14 protein-coding genes and 1 tRNA gene are annotated in these 20,480 nt (G+C 35.8%); 11 read left to right on the top strand and 4 right to left on the bottom strand.

Annotated features, from left to right (window positions below; genetic code table 11):
* Window positions 1-2 precede the first annotated feature (2 nt).
* On the top strand, window positions 3-1,082 hold the full coding sequence (locus ACFQ18_RS11995; protein WP_047185244.1) for a carbamoyl phosphate synthase small subunit: 1,080 nt from the start codon (window positions 3-5) through the stop codon (window positions 1,080-1,082).
* Window positions 1,069-4,290: a carbamoyl-phosphate synthase (glutamine-hydrolyzing) large subunit gene (gene carB, locus ACFQ18_RS11990; RefSeq protein ID WP_204798404.1), complete on the top strand. Its 3,222-nt coding sequence runs from the start codon at window positions 1,069-1,071 to the stop codon at window positions 4,288-4,290. Before ACFQ18_RS11995 ends, carB begins: the two co-directional genes overlap by 14 nt.
* Before the next feature lie 44 nt (window positions 4,291-4,334).
* Here the strand turns inward: carB and dat are convergent, their stop codons facing one another.
* Window positions 4,335-5,204, bottom strand: coding sequence for a D-amino-acid transaminase (gene dat / locus ACFQ18_RS11985; protein WP_047185246.1), 870 nt, complete (start codon window positions 5,202-5,204; stop codon window positions 4,335-4,337).
* Window positions 5,205-5,579: 375 nt separating this feature from the next.
* On the opposite strand from dat, the gene ACFQ18_RS11980 reads away from it, so the two are divergent.
* From ACFQ18_RS11980 to ACFQ18_RS11940, 9 genes are all read left to right on the top strand, one after another.
* Window positions 5,580-5,653, top strand: a tRNA-Gly gene (locus ACFQ18_RS11980).
* A gap of 217 nt (window positions 5,654-5,870) precedes the next feature.
* Window positions 5,871-7,013: a tRNA epoxyqueuosine(34) reductase QueG gene (gene queG, locus ACFQ18_RS11975; RefSeq protein ID WP_204798403.1), complete on the top strand. Its 1,143-nt coding sequence runs from the start codon at window positions 5,871-5,873 to the stop codon at window positions 7,011-7,013.
* 23 nt (window positions 7,014-7,036) lie between these two features.
* Window positions 7,037-7,561 carry a methylated-DNA--[protein]-cysteine S-methyltransferase gene (locus ACFQ18_RS11970; protein ID WP_047185248.1) on the top strand — a complete coding sequence of 175 codons (525 nt, stop codon included), beginning with the start codon at window positions 7,037-7,039 and terminating at the stop codon, window positions 7,559-7,561.
* A gap of 67 nt (window positions 7,562-7,628) precedes the next feature.
* Window positions 7,629-8,474 (top strand): amidase domain-containing protein, encoded by an 846-nt coding sequence (locus tag ACFQ18_RS11965; RefSeq protein WP_047185249.1) that lies wholly within the window; start codon window positions 7,629-7,631, stop codon window positions 8,472-8,474.
* Window positions 8,475-8,521: 47 nt separating this feature from the next.
* Complete coding sequence (trmL, locus tag ACFQ18_RS11960; RefSeq protein WP_047185250.1) at window positions 8,522-8,995, top strand: tRNA (uridine(34)/cytosine(34)/5-carboxymethylaminomethyluridine(34)-2'-O)-methyltransferase TrmL; 474 nt, start codon at window positions 8,522-8,524, stop codon at window positions 8,993-8,995.
* 396 nt (window positions 8,996-9,391) lie between these two features.
* On the top strand, window positions 9,392-12,280 hold the full coding sequence (locus ACFQ18_RS11955; RefSeq protein WP_047185251.1) for a 2-oxoglutarate dehydrogenase E1 component: 2,889 nt from the start codon (window positions 9,392-9,394) through the stop codon (window positions 12,278-12,280).
* A complete protein-coding gene (gene odhB, locus ACFQ18_RS11950) occupies window positions 12,267-13,520 on the top strand; it encodes a 2-oxoglutarate dehydrogenase complex dihydrolipoyllysine-residue succinyltransferase (protein ID WP_060667500.1) in 1,254 nt (417 codons plus the stop codon). The genes ACFQ18_RS11955 and odhB overlap by 14 nt, the downstream gene beginning before the upstream one ends.
* Before the next feature lie 356 nt (window positions 13,521-13,876).
* Entirely contained in the window at window positions 13,877-15,166 is a 1,290-nt protein-coding gene (locus ACFQ18_RS11945; protein WP_060667499.1) for an NCS2 family permease, read from the top strand.
* Between the two features lie 317 nt (window positions 15,167-15,483).
* Window positions 15,484-16,554 carry an undecaprenyldiphospho-muramoylpentapeptide beta-N-acetylglucosaminyltransferase gene (locus tag ACFQ18_RS11940; RefSeq protein WP_047185254.1) on the top strand — a complete coding sequence of 357 codons (1,071 nt, stop codon included), beginning with the start codon at window positions 15,484-15,486 and terminating at the stop codon, window positions 16,552-16,554.
* A gap of 45 nt (window positions 16,555-16,599) precedes the next feature.
* Here ACFQ18_RS11940 and ACFQ18_RS11935 read toward each other — a convergent pair whose 3' ends face one another.
* From ACFQ18_RS11935 to ACFQ18_RS11925, 3 genes are read right to left on the bottom strand one after another with little or no spacing between them, the layout of a single operon-like run.
* A complete protein-coding gene (locus ACFQ18_RS11935) occupies window positions 16,600-17,748 on the bottom strand; it encodes a Ger(x)C family spore germination protein (protein WP_204798402.1) in 1,149 nt (382 codons plus the stop codon).
* Between the two features lie 5 nt (window positions 17,749-17,753).
* Window positions 17,754-18,857: a GerAB/ArcD/ProY family transporter gene (locus ACFQ18_RS11930; protein WP_145524111.1), complete on the bottom strand. Its 1,104-nt coding sequence runs from the start codon at window positions 18,855-18,857 to the stop codon at window positions 17,754-17,756.
* Between the two features lie 8 nt (window positions 18,858-18,865).
* A complete protein-coding gene (locus ACFQ18_RS11925) occupies window positions 18,866-20,368 on the bottom strand; it encodes a spore germination protein (RefSeq protein ID WP_204798401.1) in 1,503 nt (500 codons plus the stop codon).
* Window positions 20,369-20,480 lie beyond the last annotated feature (112 nt).

Below are 20,480 nucleotides of genomic sequence, written 5' to 3'. Positions count from 1 at the left end.
TCATGACTAAAGGATACCTTGTGTTAGAGACGGGCGAATCATTCGTAGGAGAATGGTTAGGAGCAGACATAGAAGCGGAAGGGGAGGTTATATTTAATACGAGCATGACCGGATATCAAGAAATGTTAACAGATCCATCTTATCAAGGTCAAATATTAACATTTACTTACCCAACTGTAGGTAGCTATGGTATCAATATACATGATGATCAAAGTAATGATATTGCCGTTTCAGCTGTTATTATAAATGATGTTTGTGATGAGCCTAGCCATTATCAATCTACTACAACGATTTCTGAGCAATTAAAAAAATCTAATATACCTGGATTAGTAAATATTGATACACGTTCTTTAGTTGCAACTATTAAAAAATATAAGACTGTAAAAGGAGCCATTACGAAGCAAGAAGGGTATACGAATAGTAATTGGAAAAGCAAGGATTCCATAGAATTAGTTAGTAAAGTTTCCGTTAAAGCGCCAGAAGTTTATGGGGATGGAGACCATCATGTAGTCATTCTTGATTTCGGTTATAAAAAATCATTACTTCAAGTACTGTTGAAAGAAAAATGTAAGGTAACGATTGTTCCATACAACACTCCTTTCGAACAAATAAACGCTTTACATCCTGATGGGATCTTAATTAGTAGTGGACCAGGGAATCCTGAAGAATTAAATGGGGTACTTTCAACCATTAAGAAATTAACCCAACATTATCCTACTCTTGGAATTTCCCTAGGTCACCAACTGATTGCTTTAGCCTATGGTGCAAAAACAGAAAGGTTATCATTTGGGCATCGAGGAAATTACCCAGTAAAACAGATGGAAACTAAAAAAGTCTATATAACGTCACAAAACCATGGATATGCTGTCATTGATAACAGTATAGATTCAAATGAATTTCAAGTATGGTTTAGAAATGTTAATGATAAGTCTGTTGAAGGAATAAAACATATACACTTACCCATTCAATCTGTTCAATTCCACCCTGAAGCACATCCTGGGCCAAGTGATACAGAATATATTTTCGCTGATTTCATGCAGCAGGTGATTTCTTCAGGAGGGAAAGAGTATGTCGAAGCATAAATCATTAAATAAAGTATTAGTCATAGGTTCGGGTCCGATTGTTATCGGGCAAGCCGCGGAATTCGACTATGCTGGTACCCAAGCATGTCTTGCTTTAAAAGAAGAAGGTATAGAAGTGGTACTTGTTAATAATAATCCAGCAACGATTATGACAGATGAGTCGATTGCTGACCAAGTATATATGGAACCTTTGACCATTGATTCTTTAGAAAAAATTATTGCCAAAGAAAGACCAGATGGTTTAATTGGAACGCTAGGAGGACAAACGGGTTTAAATTTAACGGTCAAGTTGTATGAAGAAGGTATTTTAGACAAATACAATGTAACATTATTGGGAACTTCTGTTGACTCCATTCAAAAAGGGGAAGATAGAGAAAAATTCCGTCAATTAATGATTGATATTGGTGAACCAATTGCTGAATCCCAAATCGTGGAAACGTTAGATGAAGGTTTGGAATTCATCAAACAAATTGGTTACCCAGTTATCCTCAGACCAGCTTACACGCTTGGCGGAGAAGGGGGAGGTTTTGCCTATAATGAAGAAGAGTTTACGGCACTTCTCAAAAATGGCCTAAGCTTAAGTCCGATTAACCAAGTATTAGTTGAAAAGAGTATTAAAGGTTGGAAAGAAATTGAATATGAAGTAATGCGGGATTCCAATGATACATGCGTGATTATTTGTAATATGGAAAACGTTGACCCGGTAGGTGTACATACTGGGGATTCCATAGTTGTTGCTCCTTCGCAAACTCTGACAGATGTAGAATACCAAATGCTCCGTACTTCCTCTTTAAAAGTAATACGTGCATTAGGTGTAGTTGGAGGATGTAATATTCAATTTGCTCTTCATCCAGAATCTAAAGAATACTGTATTATCGAAGTTAATCCACGTGTTAGTCGTTCATCCGCACTGGCATCAAAAGCGACTGGATATCCAATTGCTAGAATTGCAACTAAATGTGCGATTGGTCAGCATTTAGATGAAATTATTAATCCGATTACAGGTAATACCTATGCATCGTTTGAACCAGTAATCGACTATGTCGTTTTAAAAATTCCACGTTTTCCGTTTGACAAATTTACAGAAGCGGATCGTACATTGGGGACACAAATGAAAGCTACTGGGGAAGTCATGTCCATAGATCGGACTTTTGAAGGTGCATTAAATAAGGCTATTCGATCGCTTGAAATGAATATGTATAGTTTGAAGTGGCCTGGAATGAATGAAAAAACAAACGATGAAATTTTAGAGTTACTCACTAAACCAAATGATTTGCGACTGTTTGCTATCGTGGAGGCTTTCGGGCGCGAAATGTGCATAGAGCAAATCATGAATAGGACACATATCAATTTTTGGTTTTTACGAAAAATAGAACGAATGGTACGGTTTGAAACGAAATTGAGCGAATACGAGTGGCCAAATGTTCCGAAAGAAATGCTAATCGAAGCGAAACGTTTTCATATTAGTGATCTCCGGATTGCCGAACTTGTAGGAACATCTGCGAAAAACCTAAGAGACTATTATAAAGAGGTTTCTTTACAACCAGCATATAAATTAGTAGATACTTGTGCAGGCGAATTTGATGCAGTAACGCCGTACTATTATTCTACATGGCAAGGAAAAGACGAAGTAGAAGTAGTCAATGATAAAAGGAAGGTGCTTGTTTTAGGATCTGGGCCGATACGCATTGGACAAGGGGTAGAATTTGATTATTGTTCCGTTCATGCAGCTTGGGCTGTGAAAGAAATGGGATATGAAGCAATTGTTATTAATAATAACCCCGAAACAGTAAGTACGGATTATTCCATAGCAGATCGATTATATGTTGAACCATTAGCATTAGAAGATGTACTTCAAGTTATTGAGAAAGAACAAGTAGAAGGGGTTCTTATTCAGTTTGGTGGTCAAACAGCCATTAATTTGGCTAATGATTTAAAAGAAGAGGGCATCCATATATTTGGTACACTACCAGAACATATTGACCAAATGGAAGATAGAGAACAATTTTATGAGCTTCTAAATCAACTGAGTATCCCACACATTTCTGGACATATCGTTCACTCTTTGGATGAAGTGTCAGAATCAATATACGATTTAGGATTTCCAGTTCTTATTCGTCCTTCCTATGTAATAGGTGGACAATCGATGTTCATTTGTAATAATGAAAAAGAATTATATAGCTATGTATCGCGTATTCAAAAGGATACAAATGGTCGTTGTTGGCCATTACTTATTGACCAATATTTGCCTGGTGTCGAATGCGAAATTGATGTTATTAGTGATGGGACAGATATTGTTGTTCCGGGAATTTTTGAGCATATTGAACGTGCTGGGGTTCACTCTGGAGACAGCATCGGGGTATTTCCGCCAATTTCTTTAACAGAAGAAGTAAAACAACAACTGATAGATATGGCTAAAAAGATAAGTCAGATCGTTCCAGTTATTGGAATGATGAACATTCAGTTTGTTATTCATAAGGATGTTATCTACGTATTAGAGGTCAATCCGAGATCATCTAGAACAATCCCGATTATGAGCAAGGTAACAGGTGTTCCAATGGTTGAGTGGGCAGTAAGAACACAATTAGGTCATTCATTAAGGGAGATCACAAATCAATTAGATTTACTTCCCGAACCAACCTATTATACGGTCAAATCGCCCATATTCTCAGCAAGTAAACTAAAGGGTGTCGACCATGTCTTAGGGCCTGAAATGAAATCCACTGGGGAAATTATTGGCTTAGGCTATTCCGATAATCAGGCACTACAAAAAGTGGCTTCTCAAATGGGTGATATTCGAAATGTAAATCAGTTATTTGTTTCCATATCCAATCGATTAAAAGAGGAAAGTTTACCTCTTATTCAAAAGTTTGTAGAAGCAGGATCTCAACTTGTAGCAACGGAAGGTACCGCAAAATTTTTAGAAACAAAAGGAATCTATGCATTTCCACTTTCTAATAATAAGGATGAAATCTTTAATTATTGGAAAACGAATATGCCAGATCTTGTGTTAAACATTCCGAACCAAGGAAGAGAAAAGGAAAAAATCGGATTCTATCTAAGGGAATTGGCAGTTAGATACCAAATCCCATATTTCACAAGTTTAGAAACGCTAGACGCAATGGTAGAATGCCATATTAATGAACATCAAGATAAAACCTTATCTCTACAGGAATACTTAGAAATCAGAAAAAGTAAATTAAATTAAATGAAATCGGGAGTGTCCATCACTCCCGATTTCCCTTATAGATATTAATATTCTAATCTTTGTTTAGCTAGTTTAGCATCTTGTTCATAAGCTGCCTGAAGCATTCTTGTTACTTTACCAGGTTTTCCATCAGAAATAATCGTTTTGTCAACTTGGATGATTGGTAAAACTTCTGACGTACTACTTGATAAAAATAATTCATCTGCATTAGCAATTTCTTCAATAGAAAAGGCATCTTCAATGAATTCGATGTTTAGATCATTAGCAAATCTTTCAACAGCCATTCTAACACAACCATGAAGAATGTTATTTGTAGCTGGGTGAGTGAATATTTTTCCGTTCTTCACTAAATACACATTTGAACTACTACATTCCGTTACTTTCCCATCTTTATGTAGAATCGCTTCATAACAGCCATTCTCACTAGCTTCTTGTTTCGCAAGAACATTAGGTAAAAGATTTAAGCTTTTAATATAGCAATTTTCCCATCTTGTATCTCGCTCTGTTATAGCTTTTACTCCATTGTTTAAATTATTTACGTTACGAGGTAATTCTTGGATGTATCCATAAATATTTGGAAGAACGTCTTTTGGAAAAATATGATCCCTTGGAGCTGAACCGCGTGTTGCTTGAAGGTATAACTTTCCGTCCTTTTTCATTTTATTTCTATTTATTAATTCTAGTAATAAATCTTTTAATTCTTCTTTTGAAAAAGGTAATGTTAGTTTAATTGCTTCCGCAGAACGATATAAACGATCTACATGTTCTTCAAATAAATAATACTCACCTTGATAAATGCGAATCACTTCATAAATTCCATCCCCAAACTGTAAGCCTCTTTCTTCAAATGGATACTTTAAATGATCGTGATGCATGAATTTAGTCTGAGTCAAAATAATAGGATATATAGCCATTTTATACTTTCCCCTCCCAAGTAAATCTAGTTTATCACTTCTTCCAAAGCGGGTCGATAACAAATCTTGTCATATCCATGTAACATTTTGTCACCAATTATATCTAGTTTTACAAAAAAGTTAAGGTTTTTTAAAAACTTTGTAAAAAAATGTAGAATTACCTCTTGAATTCAGTATGCTAGATTGTTATAATATATTTTGTTAGTTCGATAAACAAAAAATGCGGGTGTAGTTAAATAGTATAACCTCAGCCACGAGCGATACATCCACCGAATCCGCTACGAGTTGCCTCGAAGTATTCACTTCCCTGAATATGCTTGTAGATGGAGAGGCATGTTGGTCGTGATTGAGTTTAGTTTAATAATTTAATTATATGCGGGTGTAGTTAAATGGTATAACCTCAGCCTTCCAAGCTGATGTCGTGGGTTCGATTCCCATCACCCGCTCCATACATAAGGTTGTAACGCAGTGTTTCGTAGTAAAAAGGGCTACGAAGTATTGCGTTTTTCACTTTCCTAGACCTTTTTTCCACTTTTTAACATGTAAAAATATCCTACGAAGAAAACACCTCCATAATCTTACCTAGATACATAACTTGAAAAAGGCAAAATTTCCGTAGTATTCTGGAACTATATAAAAATAAATCGAAGAAGGGAGGTTCAATAAATGCGCACCGAAGAACTACAACAGGAAATAAGAGAATATGCGATGAAGATAGGCATAGATAAAATTGGATTTGCTACAGCGGATGTTTTTACCGAATTAAAGGAACGTTTAAGACGTCAACAAGAATTAAATTACCAATCTGGATTTGAAAAAGGAACTATTGAAGAACGTACAGAACCGGTACGATTACTTCCAGAAGCACAATCGATTATTTCTATTGCTTTAGCTTATCCGTCTCGAATGAAAAATGCACCGAAAAGTACCAAGGAAGAAAGGCGTGGTCTTTTTGCTAGGGCTTCATGGGGAATTGATTACCACGAAGTCTTACGGGATCGTTTAAACAAATTAGCTGATTTTATTCATGAAAAGGTACCCGAAGCCATAACAAAGATAATGGTAGATACTGGAGAGTTATCTGATCGTGCAGTTGCGGAACGTGCTGGCATTGGGTTTAGTGGTAAAAATACATCCATCATTACTCCTGAATTTGGTTCCTTTGTTTATTTAGGGGAAATGATAACGAACATTCCGTTTATACCAGATAATCCGGTAGAAGATAGTTGTGGAGATTGTAGAAAATGTTTGGATGCTTGCCCAACTGGAGCGTTAGTAGGGGAAGGTGGACAACTTAATGCGAATAGGTGTATTGCATTTTTAACGCAAACAAAGGATTATTTAGAGGATGAATTTCGTATAAAACTCGGAAATCGTTTATATGGTTGTGATACATGTCAGCAAGTATGTCCAAAAAACAAAGGGATCGATTTTCACACACATCCTGAGTTCGAACCGGATCCTGAAATATCCAAGCCGAAATTAATCCCTATGTTGCGAATTTCAAATCGTGAATTTAAGGAAAAATTTGGTTCTATTTCAGGTTCATGGCGGGGGAAGAAACCACTTCAAAGAAACGCATTAATTGCACTGGCCCATTATAAAGACAAAACTGCTGTAACAGAGATTATTGAAGTGATGAAAAACGACCCAAGACCAGTCATTCGCGGAACAGCCGCATGGTCACTAGGTAAAATTGGAACAGAAGAAGCTTTTTTAGCTATCAAAGAAGCTATAAAAGTCGAGAAAGATGATCGAGTAAAATACGAAATGGAAAAAGGATTGGAATTTGCAGAAACAGCTATTTAAGTAGATAAGGTGGTTATGGTACTATGAAGCTTTATTTTGATGAAATCGATACTCCTGTTGGACCGATGACCTTACTTGGACACGATGATAAACTTATTCGAATGGATTTTGGTTCAATGAATGAATTATCCGAATACTATCATAAGTGGATGACACGTTATTTATCATGCACAGAATTAATTCATTATCCAGATGCAAAGGTTTTTTTACAAGCTAAATCGGAGTTAAAGAATTATTTTGATAGAAAACAATCCACTTTTTCAATCGATTTAGAGTTTCATGGTACACCTTTCCAAAGAATGGTATGGCGTTCCTTATATGACATCATTCCGTTTGGTGAAACAAGGTCATATAAAGACATAGCGATAGCGATCGGAAATCCCAAGGCTGTTCGTGCAGTTGGCGGAGCTGTTAATAAAAATCCCTTTTCTATTATAGTTCCATGCCACCGTGTTATCGGAACAAACGGAAAAATGGTCGGTTATAATGGGGGGTTAGATAAGAAGGAGTTTTTATTAAAACACGAAAATATTATAGTAAGTTTTTAATTTTATCCCGCCTATTTATACTTTAACCAAGCCATCCCTTCATAAACTAAAAGTGGAGGGGATTTTTATGGAAAAGGTAAAACATTGGTGGTTAGACTTTTTTCAAAATGAACGAAATAACAATCATTGGTGGGCACGAAAAAAAGCTTTATGGGAAAAAAGAGATGCCAAAATTGTACAGACGAAGGGTAATGGAGAAGTTTTTCAAAAGTTGAAGTATGACAATAAAACCCTTTATAAGTACTTATTTCATGTCTCTTTCTTAATAAAACAGGGAAAGAATTTTCATCTGGAAGAACTGGTTGTTCCGTATCAATTCAGACTAATAGATAACGAAATAGTAGATCATAAACAGATAGTTACCAATACCGTTTCTGAAGATATTCCCACCTTAAGTGTAGATAAGACAACTGAACGAAATGGTGAGCGATTTTCTTATGATCGACATGCTGCGGTACAATATGCAGAACGTTGGTGGAATAGTTATAATCCAGAATACCGAGTGTTTGATGTGGATTGTACCAATTTTGTTTCTCAGTGCCTTAGAGCTGGTGGGGCACCAATGCGAGGGGCACCTTTTCGTGAAAGAGGCTGGTGGTATAGTGGAGATAATTGGAGTTATAGTTGGGCAGTTGCACATTCATTACGTTGGTATTTGAGTGGTTCCAGAGAAGGTTTAAAAGGAAGAGAAGTAGAAAATCCTGAAGACCTTTTATTAGGTGATATTATTTGCTATGATTTTCAAGGAAATGACAGATGGGACCATAATACAATCGTTGTAAGTAAGGATGCATATGGAATGCCTTTAGTAAATGCACATACGGATAATAGCAGGCATCGATATTGGTCTTATGAAGATTCAACGGCATATACGCCGAATATACAATATAAATTTTTCCGTATTGGGGAGTAGAAATGTTATAATAGATGTTGTACTTAAATGGATAGGAGAATAGAAAAGTGAGTTTACATGTTGTATTATATCAACCAGAAATTCCGGCTAATACAGGGAACATTGGAAGAACATGCTTAGCAACAGATACTACCCTTCATTTGATTCGTCCACTTGGCTTCTCTACGGATGATAAAATGGTTCGTCGTGCGGGTCTTGATTACTGGCAAAATGTAGATATTCGTGAATATGATTCACTTGATGAGCTTTATGATAAATATCCTGAAGGTGAATTTTATTATATTGAGAACTTTGGTACGAAGCATTATACGGATTATGATTTTAGTGACCAAAATATAGATATATTTTTCGTTTTTGGTAGGGAAACAAATGGAATACCAAAAGAATTGCTTATCGGTAAAGAGGATCGCTGCTTAAGAATTCATATGAATGATAAAGTACGTTCCTTGAATTTATCCAATACAGCGGCAATCATTATTTACGAAGCATTAAGGCAACAGAATTTTACGCATTTGACATAAGAAAAACCGTCATGTTTTCATACATGGCGGTTTTCGTATTATTGATTATCTTTAGGAACTCCCGGTTTTGCTTCATATCCTGATTGGAAAATAGAAACTAGAAATGTAAGAGCTACCCCTAAAATTAAAGCTAACTTCATATGTATTTCCTCCTTTATATAGATGCTATTATAATATAGTATAAATCAAAACGGTTTCAATGTTAACTAAAAATCAACATGAAATATAAATTGAATATTTAGTTATATTTCGTATAATATACAATAATTACGACAATTCATTTTCTTTACAAATATCGTGTGGATTTATTGTATCCATCCATAAAATAATGTATATTATTGGTGAAGGGCAGTATCAATCAATTATAAACCGTTTACAAAAACGGAGAAAGTATTTATGGGGGTATTCATCGTGGTAGTAGGATTGGAAGAATCTGCTAGAGGATTTTGGGAACAATTTTATGGCCCAAATATTGGGTATGTACAGCAACAATATGAATTATTTAAAAAAGATCCTGAAGCTGTCGAACCATCAATCAGGGAAATATTTGAAAAATATGGTTCACCTGAGAAGCTAAATCAGCAAAATATAGAAAATTCAACAAACATAGCGACTCCTAATGCTCCTTCGAATTTTGATGTGAAAAAGCTAACCTCAGCATTGAAACTTGTTGAGGCTATTCGTCGTTATGGTCATTTAGAAGCTGATATATACCCTGTATATCAACATAAAGACCCAATGTCCCATGAGATTGATCCGGAAACATATGGTATTACAGAAGAAGATTTAAGAAATATGCCAGCTAATTGGCTATGGGAACAATCCCCAGCTGGAGTTGAAAATGGTTTAGATGTATACAATACATTGAAGAAATATTATACAGGAACCATTACATTTGAGTATGATCATGTAAACAACGATGAGGAAAGAAAATGGTTATTTGATTTAATCGAATCTGGCAATGCTAGATTAGAATTATCAAAGGAAGAGAGAATTCAATTACTAGAGCGATTAGCTCATGTAGAAGGTTTCGAATTATTTCTACAAAAAACATTTGTAGGGCAGAAACGATTCTCAATCCAAGGTCTAGAAATGATGGTACCAATGTTAGATGAACTAGTTAATTTTGGTAATCAAGATAATGTAGAAGATATTATGATGGGTATGGCACACCGTGGACGCCTTTCCGTTCTTGCACATGTGCTTGGAAAACCAATCGATAAGATTTTCTCTGAATTTCATCATTCATCAGATAAAGAATTAATACCTTCTGATGAAAGCTCAAGGAAAATTAATTATGGATGGACAGGTGATGTTAAGTATCACTTTGGCGCTCAAAGAATAGTTAAAAATGGAGATCACACAACAAGAGTAACTTTAGCTCATAATCCATCACACTTAGAGTTTGTAAATCCAATTGTAGAAGGTTTGGCTCGAGCTGCACAAGATGATAGAAGTAAAGCAGGCTATCCAAAACGTGATGTTGATAAAGCATTTAGTGTACTTATTCATGGAGATGCTGCATTTATCGGAGAAGGCGTTGTAGCGGAAACACTAAACTTAAGCGGATTACCTGGATATCATACTGGTGGTACTGTTCATATTATAGCTAATAACCTATTAGGTTATACAACGGATCGAGAAGATGGCCGTTCTACTAGGTATGCTAGCGATATGGCTAAAGGTTTTGAGATTCCAATTATTCGCGTCAATGCAGATGATCCTATTTCTTGTATGTCCGCAATTAAAATTGCCTATGAATACCGTAAAAAATTTAAAAAGGATTTTTTAATAGATTTAGTAGGTTACCGTCGTTATGGTCATAATGAAATGGATGAACCAAGGACGACACAACCTTTACTTTATAAAGAAATAGATAATCGTCCTTCCGTAACGTATGTATATGCTGCCTCATTGGAAAAAAACGGATATATTAATGAAGGTGACATAAAGCAGATTACGGATAAAGTAGAACAAGAGTTTCGCGAAATATATAATAGTATGATTGAAAATGACTCGGTAGATTCAGAACCGACCCCAATGCCAAGTGTTTTAAGAAACGGTTTAAATAAATTTGAAACTGGCGTCGAACTAGAATCATTGAGGAAACTTAATAAAGATTTGTTAAAACGGCCTGAAGGTTTTAAAGGATTTAAGAAAACAGAAAGAATATTAAAACGTCGTGAAGATGCCCTTGAAGAGGGAAATAAAGCGGATTGGGGAACGGGTGAAGCATTAGCATATGCTTCCATACTAAAAGATGGAATTCCAATTCGTATCACTGGTCAAGATACCGAACGTGGTACCTTTGCCCATCGTCATATGGTGCTTTATGATGTAGAAACTGGTGAAAAGTATTGTCCGTTACATGGAATTGAGGATGCTAAAGCAACATTCGAAATTAGAAATAGTCCACTTTCTGAAGTAGCTGTACTAGGATTCGAATATGGATATAGCATTCATTCTCCAGAGACATTAGTTATATGGGAAGCTCAATTTGGAGACTTTGCCAATGTGGCGCAAGTAATGTTTGACCAATTTATTTCTTCTGCCCGTGCAAAATGGGGAGATAAATCGAATCTAGTAATGTTACTTCCGCATGGATTTGAAGGTCAGGGACCAGAACACTCTAGTGCTCGTCTAGAAAGATTTTTGCAAATGGCTGCAGAAAATAACTGGATTATTGCTTATCCTACATCATCTGCACAATTCTTCCATTTAATACGCCGACAAGCTAAATTAGGTGGGGAAGATGTTGCGAGACCGTTAGTTGTTATGACACCTAAGAGTAGTATGATTCGTAATCCAAGAATGGCATCTGAAGCAGCAGAATTTACAGATGTTAAATTTAAATCATTGAGAAACCAGCCAAACTTTGCAATAAGCAAAGATGCAAAACGTTTATTAATTGGTACCGGTAAGATCATGGTAGATATTGAAGAAACAATGGATGGATCAAGTGAAAACTACGACTGGTTACGTATCGTTCGACTTGAACAAATTTACCCATTCCCTCAGAAAGAATTAGAAGAGATTATTAATGAACTTCCAAATCTAGAAGAAATTGTTTGGGTTCAAGAGGAACCAAGAAACATGGGAGCATGGGACTTTGTCGATGATTATGTACGTCCGTTATTAAAGGATGGTCAAAAAATACGTTATATTGGTCGTCCGGATCGATCAGCACCAGCTGTAGGACTTCCAAACGTGCATAAATTTGAACAAAATCAAATTATACAACAAGCAATTAACCCTGAAGGAGGAAAATCCAGTGCAAGAAATTAAAATTCCAGAACTCGCAGAATCAATTACAGAAGGTACTATCGCAGAATGGCTTGTAAAAGTAGGGGATAAGATAGAAAAGGGAGACCCTATTGTAGAACTTGAAACTGATAAAGTAAACGTTGAAGTAAACTCAGATTTTTCAGGGGTAATTACAGAGGTTCTTCAAGAAGAAGGTAACGATGTAGCAGTTGGAGATGTTATTGCTAAATTAGACGAAAATGGAACGGCAGGAGCCGCACCGGCTAAAGCTGAAGCTCCTCAAAAAGAAGAAACAAAGGCTGCACCAGCTACTGAGGTAAAAGCTGCTCCACAAGTCCAAGCGGAAGTAGGTAATCAAGCAGACGTTATCGCTACACCTGCTGCTAGAAAACGTGCACGTGAATTAAATATTGATTTAAGTGCGGTGACTGCACGTGATCCACTAGGTCGAGTGCGTCCAGAAGACGTTGAAGCAACCGCACAAGCTAGTGCAGCTCCAAAACAAGAAACAGTGGCGAAGAAAGATGCACCAGCACAAGTTTCTAAACAGGAATTTGATAAACCAGTAGAGCGTATTAAAATGACAAGACGCCGCCAAACAATCGCTAGGAATCTTGTTTCTGTACAGCAAGAATCTGCAATGTTAACTACTTTTAATGAAGTAGATATGACGGCAATTATGAATCTAAGAAAAGAAAGAAAAGATAAATTCGTTGAAAAACACGGTGTAAAACTTGGATTTATGTCATTCTTTACTAAAGCAGTAGTAGGAGCGTTAAAAGAATTCCCATTATTAAATGCGGAAATTCAAGGTAATGAACTTGTAGTGAAAAAATTCTACGATATCGGTATTGCTGTTTCTACGAATGATGGCCTAGTTGTACCAGTTGTTCGTGATGCAGATCGATTATCATTTGCTGGAATTGAAAGGGAAATTGCTGACCTTGGTAAGAAAGCTCGAGATAATAAATTAGGATTAAGTGATTTACAAGGTGGTACATTCTCTATTACAAATGGTGGAATCTTTGGCTCTATGATGTCTACACCGATTTTAAATGCACCACAAGTAGGGATTTTAGGTATGCATAGTATACAAAAACGTGCGATGGTAATGCCTGATGACACGATTGAAGTTCGTCCTATGATGTATCTTGCTCTTTCTTATGATCACCGAATTGTAGACGGAAAAGAAGCAGTAAGTTTCTTAGTTCGTGTGAAAGAAATGCTAGAAGATCCTGAAACATTATTGTTGGAAGGTTAATCATGTACGAAAACCCTCGTATTGACTTATTGGTTAATACGAGGGTTTTTTTCTGTTCTTTAGGAAATTATAAAAATAACTCAATAACTAATTCGCGGAATAGCCACGTCCGGCTCCAGCGCCCAGCGACTAGCGAGACTTCCTTCACCTCCGTGCGATAAGTCAACATCGACTCACTTCGTTCGTCGTGTTTCCTTTATCTCCTACGGCTCAGTCCAGTCCGTACGTCGCTAAACGGGCGCTTACGCCTTTGTTCTTTTTGGCAAACTAAAAAGGGCTTTTCCATTGCAATTTATGTTAAAAACGAATATTATATAAAATGTTGGTTTTATTATTCGGAAAGATAGGTGCTTGATATGGAAAATTTCTTTAAACTAAAACAAAACAATACAAATATCCGAACAGAAGTGACTGCGGGAATTACAACTTTTTTAACAATGGCGTATATCATTATTGTTAATCCATCTATTTTATCAGCTGCGGGTGTTCCGTTTGAACAAGTATTTATGGCTACTGTTATCTCTGCAGTTGTTGGAACACTAATGATGGGATTACTTGCCAATTATCCAATAGCGATAGCACCGGGAATGGGATTAAACGCATACTTCACTAGTGTTGTGGTAACACAAGGTTTATCTTATCAAGTTGTTTTTGGAGCGGTGTTTTTAGCCGGAATACTCTTTTTAATATTAACTTTTACTAAATTACGTGAGACAATTATCTCCGCCATTCCTAATTCATTGAAATACGGAATTACGTCTGGAATTGGTTTATTTATTGCATTTGTTGGATTAAAAAATGCGGGAATCATTAGTGCAAATGAAGCAAATGTGATTGGGTTAGGAGATTTGACAAATCCAATGGTTATTTTAGCGATTGTTGGATTATTCATTACTTTAATTTTATATACATTAAAAGTCCAAGGCGCATTATTTTTTGGGATGGTGGCTACGGGTATTATTGCCTTTTTTACCGGGCAATTACACTTTGAGGGAGTCATCGAAACCCCGCCATCCCCTGTATTCTTTGATTTAGACATTGCCGGTGTCTTTGCGAATGGTCTTTATACTGTAATTATTGCATTCTTATTAGTTACACTGTTTGATACAACTGGAACGATGGTAGGTGTAGCTGAACAAGCAGGATATATGAAAAATGGAAAAATGAAGCATGCTAAAGAAGCATTGCTATCAGATGCCACTGCAACAACGGTTGGTTCCATGTTTGGAACAAGTCCTTCTACAGCTTATGTAGAATCTACTTCTGGTGTTGCTGCTGGAGGAAGGACTGGACTTACTTCTGTAGTTGTTGCTATATTGTTTATCTCTTCTATTTTCTTTACTCCTATTATCAAAGTAATTGCAGGTGTTCCGGCGATTACAGCTCCTGTATTGATTATCGTTGGAAGTTTTATGATGGGTGGATTAGCAAAAATAAATTGGCAAGAATTTGAAGAAGCTTTTTCAGCATTTGCTGTTATCCTAATGATGCCCTTTACATCTAGTATTGCAACTGGAATAGCAGTTGGATTTATTATTTATCCTATCCTGAAATTAGTTAGGGGTAAAGGAAAGGATGTTCATTGGATTATTTACGTGTTTGGATTTATTTTTCTACTACAAATGATCTTCTTTCCAATGCATTAAGAACAAAAGCGTAATATAAATTGACTATAAATTGTATAACAATTTGTGGTCAATTTTTTGGATGAAAAAAAAGAATACATACAACGAGATGATTTTCCCTTGCTACTGTAATTTGCGCTATAATAGAATTGATTGCTATTTAGCTCGAATTTTTCTTTTGTCCCACCTAAACGGGCAGTAAAACTCCCACCGATGGGAAGTCTTCTTTATAGAAGATGTTTCACACATAATATAGCATTCCTTTTCTACAAGTAATTTTAAGGCATAGGAATCATGATAACTCATAAGATATTTACGGAAAGAAAGGAAGTACATAAATGAATACGAAACGAATATTATTTACTGGTGGTGGAACGGCCGGACATGTCATTGTAAATTTAGCTCTCATTCCTTACTATCAGGAAAAGGGCTGGGAAATTGATTATATTGGATCACACAACGGAATTGAACGTGATTTAATTACGTCATTAATAGGTGTAACCTATCACCCAATCTCAACAGGAAAATTAAGAAGATATATTTCAAAAGAAAATATTAAGGATCCTTTTAAAGTGCTCAAAGGAACGATGCAAGCTTATCGAATTATTGGGAAGCGAAAGCCATCCGTTATTTTTTCAAAAGGTGGATTCGTGTCCGTGCCAGTTGTAGCGGCTGCCAAGCTTCGTGGTGTTCCCACCATTATCCATGAGTCTGACTATACTCCGGGATTAGCGAATAAACTATCAATTCCATTTGCAAAAAAAGTATTAGCCACATTCCCGGAGACGATGCAGTATTTACCAAAAGATAAATCAGAGCATGTTGGGGCCGTCATTCGCGAGGAACTTTTCCAAGGAAATCGAGAGAATGGATTAAAATTTGCAGGATTGACGAAAGAAAAACCGGTGCTTCTCATCATGGGGGGAAGTGGCGGTTCACAGAAAATTAATGAAACGGTAAGGAATAGTTTATCTAAGCTTTTACATGCGTTTCAAATTATTCATATATGTGGAAAAGAGAAGGTAGATCATTCGATTAAAGAAAAAGGGTATGTTCAATTTGAATATATTAATGAAGAATTAAAAGATATATTTGCTGCAACAGATTTTGTCTTATCAAGGGCTGGATCGAATGCTATTTTTGAATTTTTGGCTTTACGGATTCCCATGTTACTTATTCCTCTCTCTAGAGCAGCTAGTAGGGGAGACCAAATTGTGAATGCCAGGTCTTTTAAAAATAAAAACTATGCTCAAGTGTTAGAGGAAGAGGAATTGACAGAAGAGAAGTTAGTGGAAGAACTACTCCAGTTGAAAAAAGTTGCACCAGTCATGATGGATCAGATGAAAGAGTTTAAAAGTGAAAAAGCACGTGACCGAGTTATTGAAATTATTAAGGAAGTAAGAAAATAATTAGACTAAACATCCCTTGTTAAGCCTAACAAGGGATGTATTATTTTAATCTATTGTTCCGGTATGCATAATATCTACTTTTACATTAAAGTCCACAGATATTCTTGGATATTTCTCATCCCACTCATTTTCCGTTATTAATTTTTCCCTTTTGTTTATTCGATATATCTTACCATATCCGAATGGATCGGCATTAACTTCTTGTGTTTTTTTTAGTAATTCCTCATATTCCTTTTTAAACTGTTTTTCTAATGCTTTTTCAAGCGCTTTTGTAACCTCTCTTTTGTTTATTCTAAGCTCCTCGTATAATTCTGACAAATCTATTGTCATATGGATATCCGTTTGATACGTTAAATCTTTTATGCTTTTCATTTTTGTCTTACTCTTTCCCTTAATGATAAGGAAATTTAATGGAACATCTTCCTCCATGCTATGGTCGTGTTGGATTAGAGGAGATTTGTCAAGATATTTTTCAACAGGTTTTGACGGTATAGTCATTTCTAATGGTGTATTTTTTACACCATCTATTATCATCTTCAATAATAGCCCTTCTTTAAGAGATATTTCCAATGCTAGGTGATCATTATGAAAAACACCCATTCCTTTTAGGGCGGGTACCTCACCCTTTAAACCAATGATAGGTAATACTCCATCCTGACCCGTTGTTGCGGATCTTCGTGAAGAAAATTGCAGGGAAGAGGAAGGAATATTTCCCGATTTTGCTTCTTTTCCAAGTAATTCATCTAAAAACCTTCCAATCAAGGCTGCTTCTTCGGAATCTGCATAAAATATTTCTTTTGCGGTTTCTTCTGCAACCGCAAGTTTCATCGTATCAGATGTGAGTGCATCCCGTGCGGAAGCCATTATATATGGACTTATCCCTCTTTTAGCAATTTCCTTTCCATAAATTTCCGTTTTAAGTTGACCTTCTCTTAATTTAAAACTAACTTGTCTTGCAATTACTTCCCTTGCCCCTTTTAGCGTTTTACCCTCTCCTGAAACGGTGCCATATATGCTGTCTGCTTGAGGATCAAATCGCATGAAATTAACCGTTTTTTCAATTTTGTCATCTTCCGCCACATCAATTCCACGTGCAGTAATAATGGCGAGATCCTCAATTGCCTCTTTTTCAATACAACCAACAAGGAAAACTAAATACAACCCTATTAAACCAATGTGAATTTTTTTTCGCATGATAATCACTTCCTATTTTCCAAGAGTCGTTTTTTTATTAGAACGATAGGCAATAGGATGAATGGATAAACATACACAAGCCAAAATCCCAATTGAGCTGAGAGGTTAATAACTTTTTGTATTAAAAAATGTTCATAAAAAAATGGGCTAGCTGCAAGTGAGATGAGAGAAGCGATATAAAGTGTATATCTCTGAGGTATTTTATACATTCGTTTCATCCCATACGTTATTCCCCACATAAGTATAATCATATTTGGGATAATAATGATCAACCAGCTGGCTACAATGATAAAGTCAAACCTTTCAATAAATGAAAAAGTTTGAAGCTTATATAAAATAAGTAAAACCCATTGCTCGATACTTATTTCACGGTAACTTAAATATCCCATAACGACCATCGTGACAAATAAGGTGATAATGGTTGTCCAACTAGTAGCTAGAAATAGAGGGAACGTAATCTTTTTTTTGTTTTTTATGAATGGATATAGGACTAATACCATTTCAAAACCTAGGAATGAATATCCACTCAGTTTTGCTCCTTCTAATAAGTTAGGTAATGGCGTTTCAAATAATGGTTGAAAGTGGGTTATATCCATTTGTAATGTCGGTTGAATAAGTGGAAGGAAAATCCAATTGGAATAAATACCTAAAACGGTACAAACCCCCACAATGATCCGAATCCCGCCAAGAACGCTATAAATGACTAAACAAAGGATTAAAAAGCTCAATATAAAAATGGAAACATTCGGGAAGATAAACACTCTAACAATCTCAATATATGTAATTAATACAGAGAACATAGAAATAGCAAAGTGTATGATGAATACCATTCCTATTAATTTTCCAACCCATTTTCCGAAAATGTCTACATGGATTCCAAAAATATCGGAACTATCATACTGTTTGAGAATAAGTATCATTGCAATAAGGACACAAACAATATAAGCGTAAGCTATAAGAATGGAGATCCATGAGTCTTGAAGGGTTTCCATGATAACAAGCCTTGGAAACCCAATTAAACCAACTCCGATTTGAATAGATACAACAACGAAGAAAATATAAAAAGCTTGTATTTGTAAATTATCTTTAATTTTAATATTTATATCCATCGTTCCACCTACTCATCAATATCCTTTTTCTGTTTAGCTTTTTCTCGACTATAGCGAATTAATTCTTTTGGACGGTATGACTTAAATCGCTTATTTTCAAATTGTGGTGGTAAGCGAAAAAGTGCTTTATTAAAGTCTTGAAATCTCAATGGATAAACAGGGGATAAATAAGGTCTGCCTAGTGACGTTATCTTTAATAAGTGAATGACTAAGAAACAAAGTCCGAATGCCAGTCCTACCATCCCCAAAACTCCACCAAGTATGATCATTGGGAATCGTATGGCTCTAGCTGCTGTACCCATCAAATAATTGGGTGCTGAAAACGATGCTAAAGCACTAAGAGCAACAAAGATGATCAGAACATTACTTGTAATTCCTGCTTCAACAGCTGCTGTCCCTACAACTACACCACCAACGATACCAATGGTTTGGCCAATTTTAGTTGGGAGTCGTGCTCCAGATTCTCGGAGTAATTCCATTATGAATTCTAAAATCAAAACTTCAACTATTGGTGTAAACGGTACTCCTGCCCTTGATTGACCTAAGTTTATTAACAATGGTATAGGAATAATTTCATAATGAAACGTTACTGCCGCTACGTATAATGGTGTCATAATCGTAGAAAGAATAAATGAAATAAATCGTAATGCTCTTAAAATAGTTCCAATATTCCAACGCATATAAAGATCTTCGGTTGATTCAAAAAAACTAAAAAATGTCGTTGGTGCAATGAAAGCTGTAGGACTATTTTCAACTAATACACCAATTCTTCCGCGATTAATGCTGTAACTAAAACGATCTGGCAATTCTGTTGTCAGGAACTGCGGAAAAATAGTAGAAGTTGAATCCTCTAAATATTGCATTAATACGGAACTATCATCTACTACATCTATTTCCAACTCACTTATTCTTTGTTTCATCGTATTAATATCTGTTTCATTAGCCACAGACTTCAGGTAAATGAGTCGTACTTCGCGTGGTTCTAGTTCCCCAACCAAGAAACTTTCGAGAACTAAGTCTTTCGATCTTATCGTCCACCGAACAATATTCAAGTTCGTAACCAGTGACTCTGTAAAGCCAATTTTAGGTCCTAATACAACCGATTCCGTTTCCGACTGTTCTAAAGAACGTTTTTCTTTTTTTAATAAAAGATAGCCAATAACACTATCTTCTCCTTCTACATAGATAAATACCCCACCAATTAATAAATCCGTCAGTATCTCATCAAGTGATTGGAGTGTTTTTCCATTGCTTAAAGGAATTTCGTTTAAAATAGTAGAATTATTCCATTTCATATCTTTCTCAAGAAGGGGCGTTAATAAATATTCCTCCATCATGTTTCCCTGAACCTGGTAATCAATATAGAAAATTAGCGCTTTTTTACCCTTATTTTCAAATTTAGAAATAGAAAGGTCTGGGTTGTTTTCAAATTTACTATTTAATAATTCTTCTAGATCTTTAACGGTGATTGGAAAAATATTATCTTTTTTCATAAACCGATTTTTTCTCATTCGCATGCCCTCCACGTCGTGAAGCTTCATTGGTATAGTATGCGGAGGAGGGAAGCATTTTATGTAAAAAACAAAAAAACTATCGCAAACATTTTGCGATAGTTTTTTTGTT

The organism is Oceanobacillus caeni, from assembly GCF_042678465.1.
Lineage (GTDB): Bacteria > Bacillota > Bacilli > Bacillales > Amphibacillaceae > Oceanobacillus > Oceanobacillus caeni.
The sequence above is the reverse complement of the archived record's forward strand: the minus strand, read 5'-3'. Positions and strand labels throughout refer to the sequence as shown.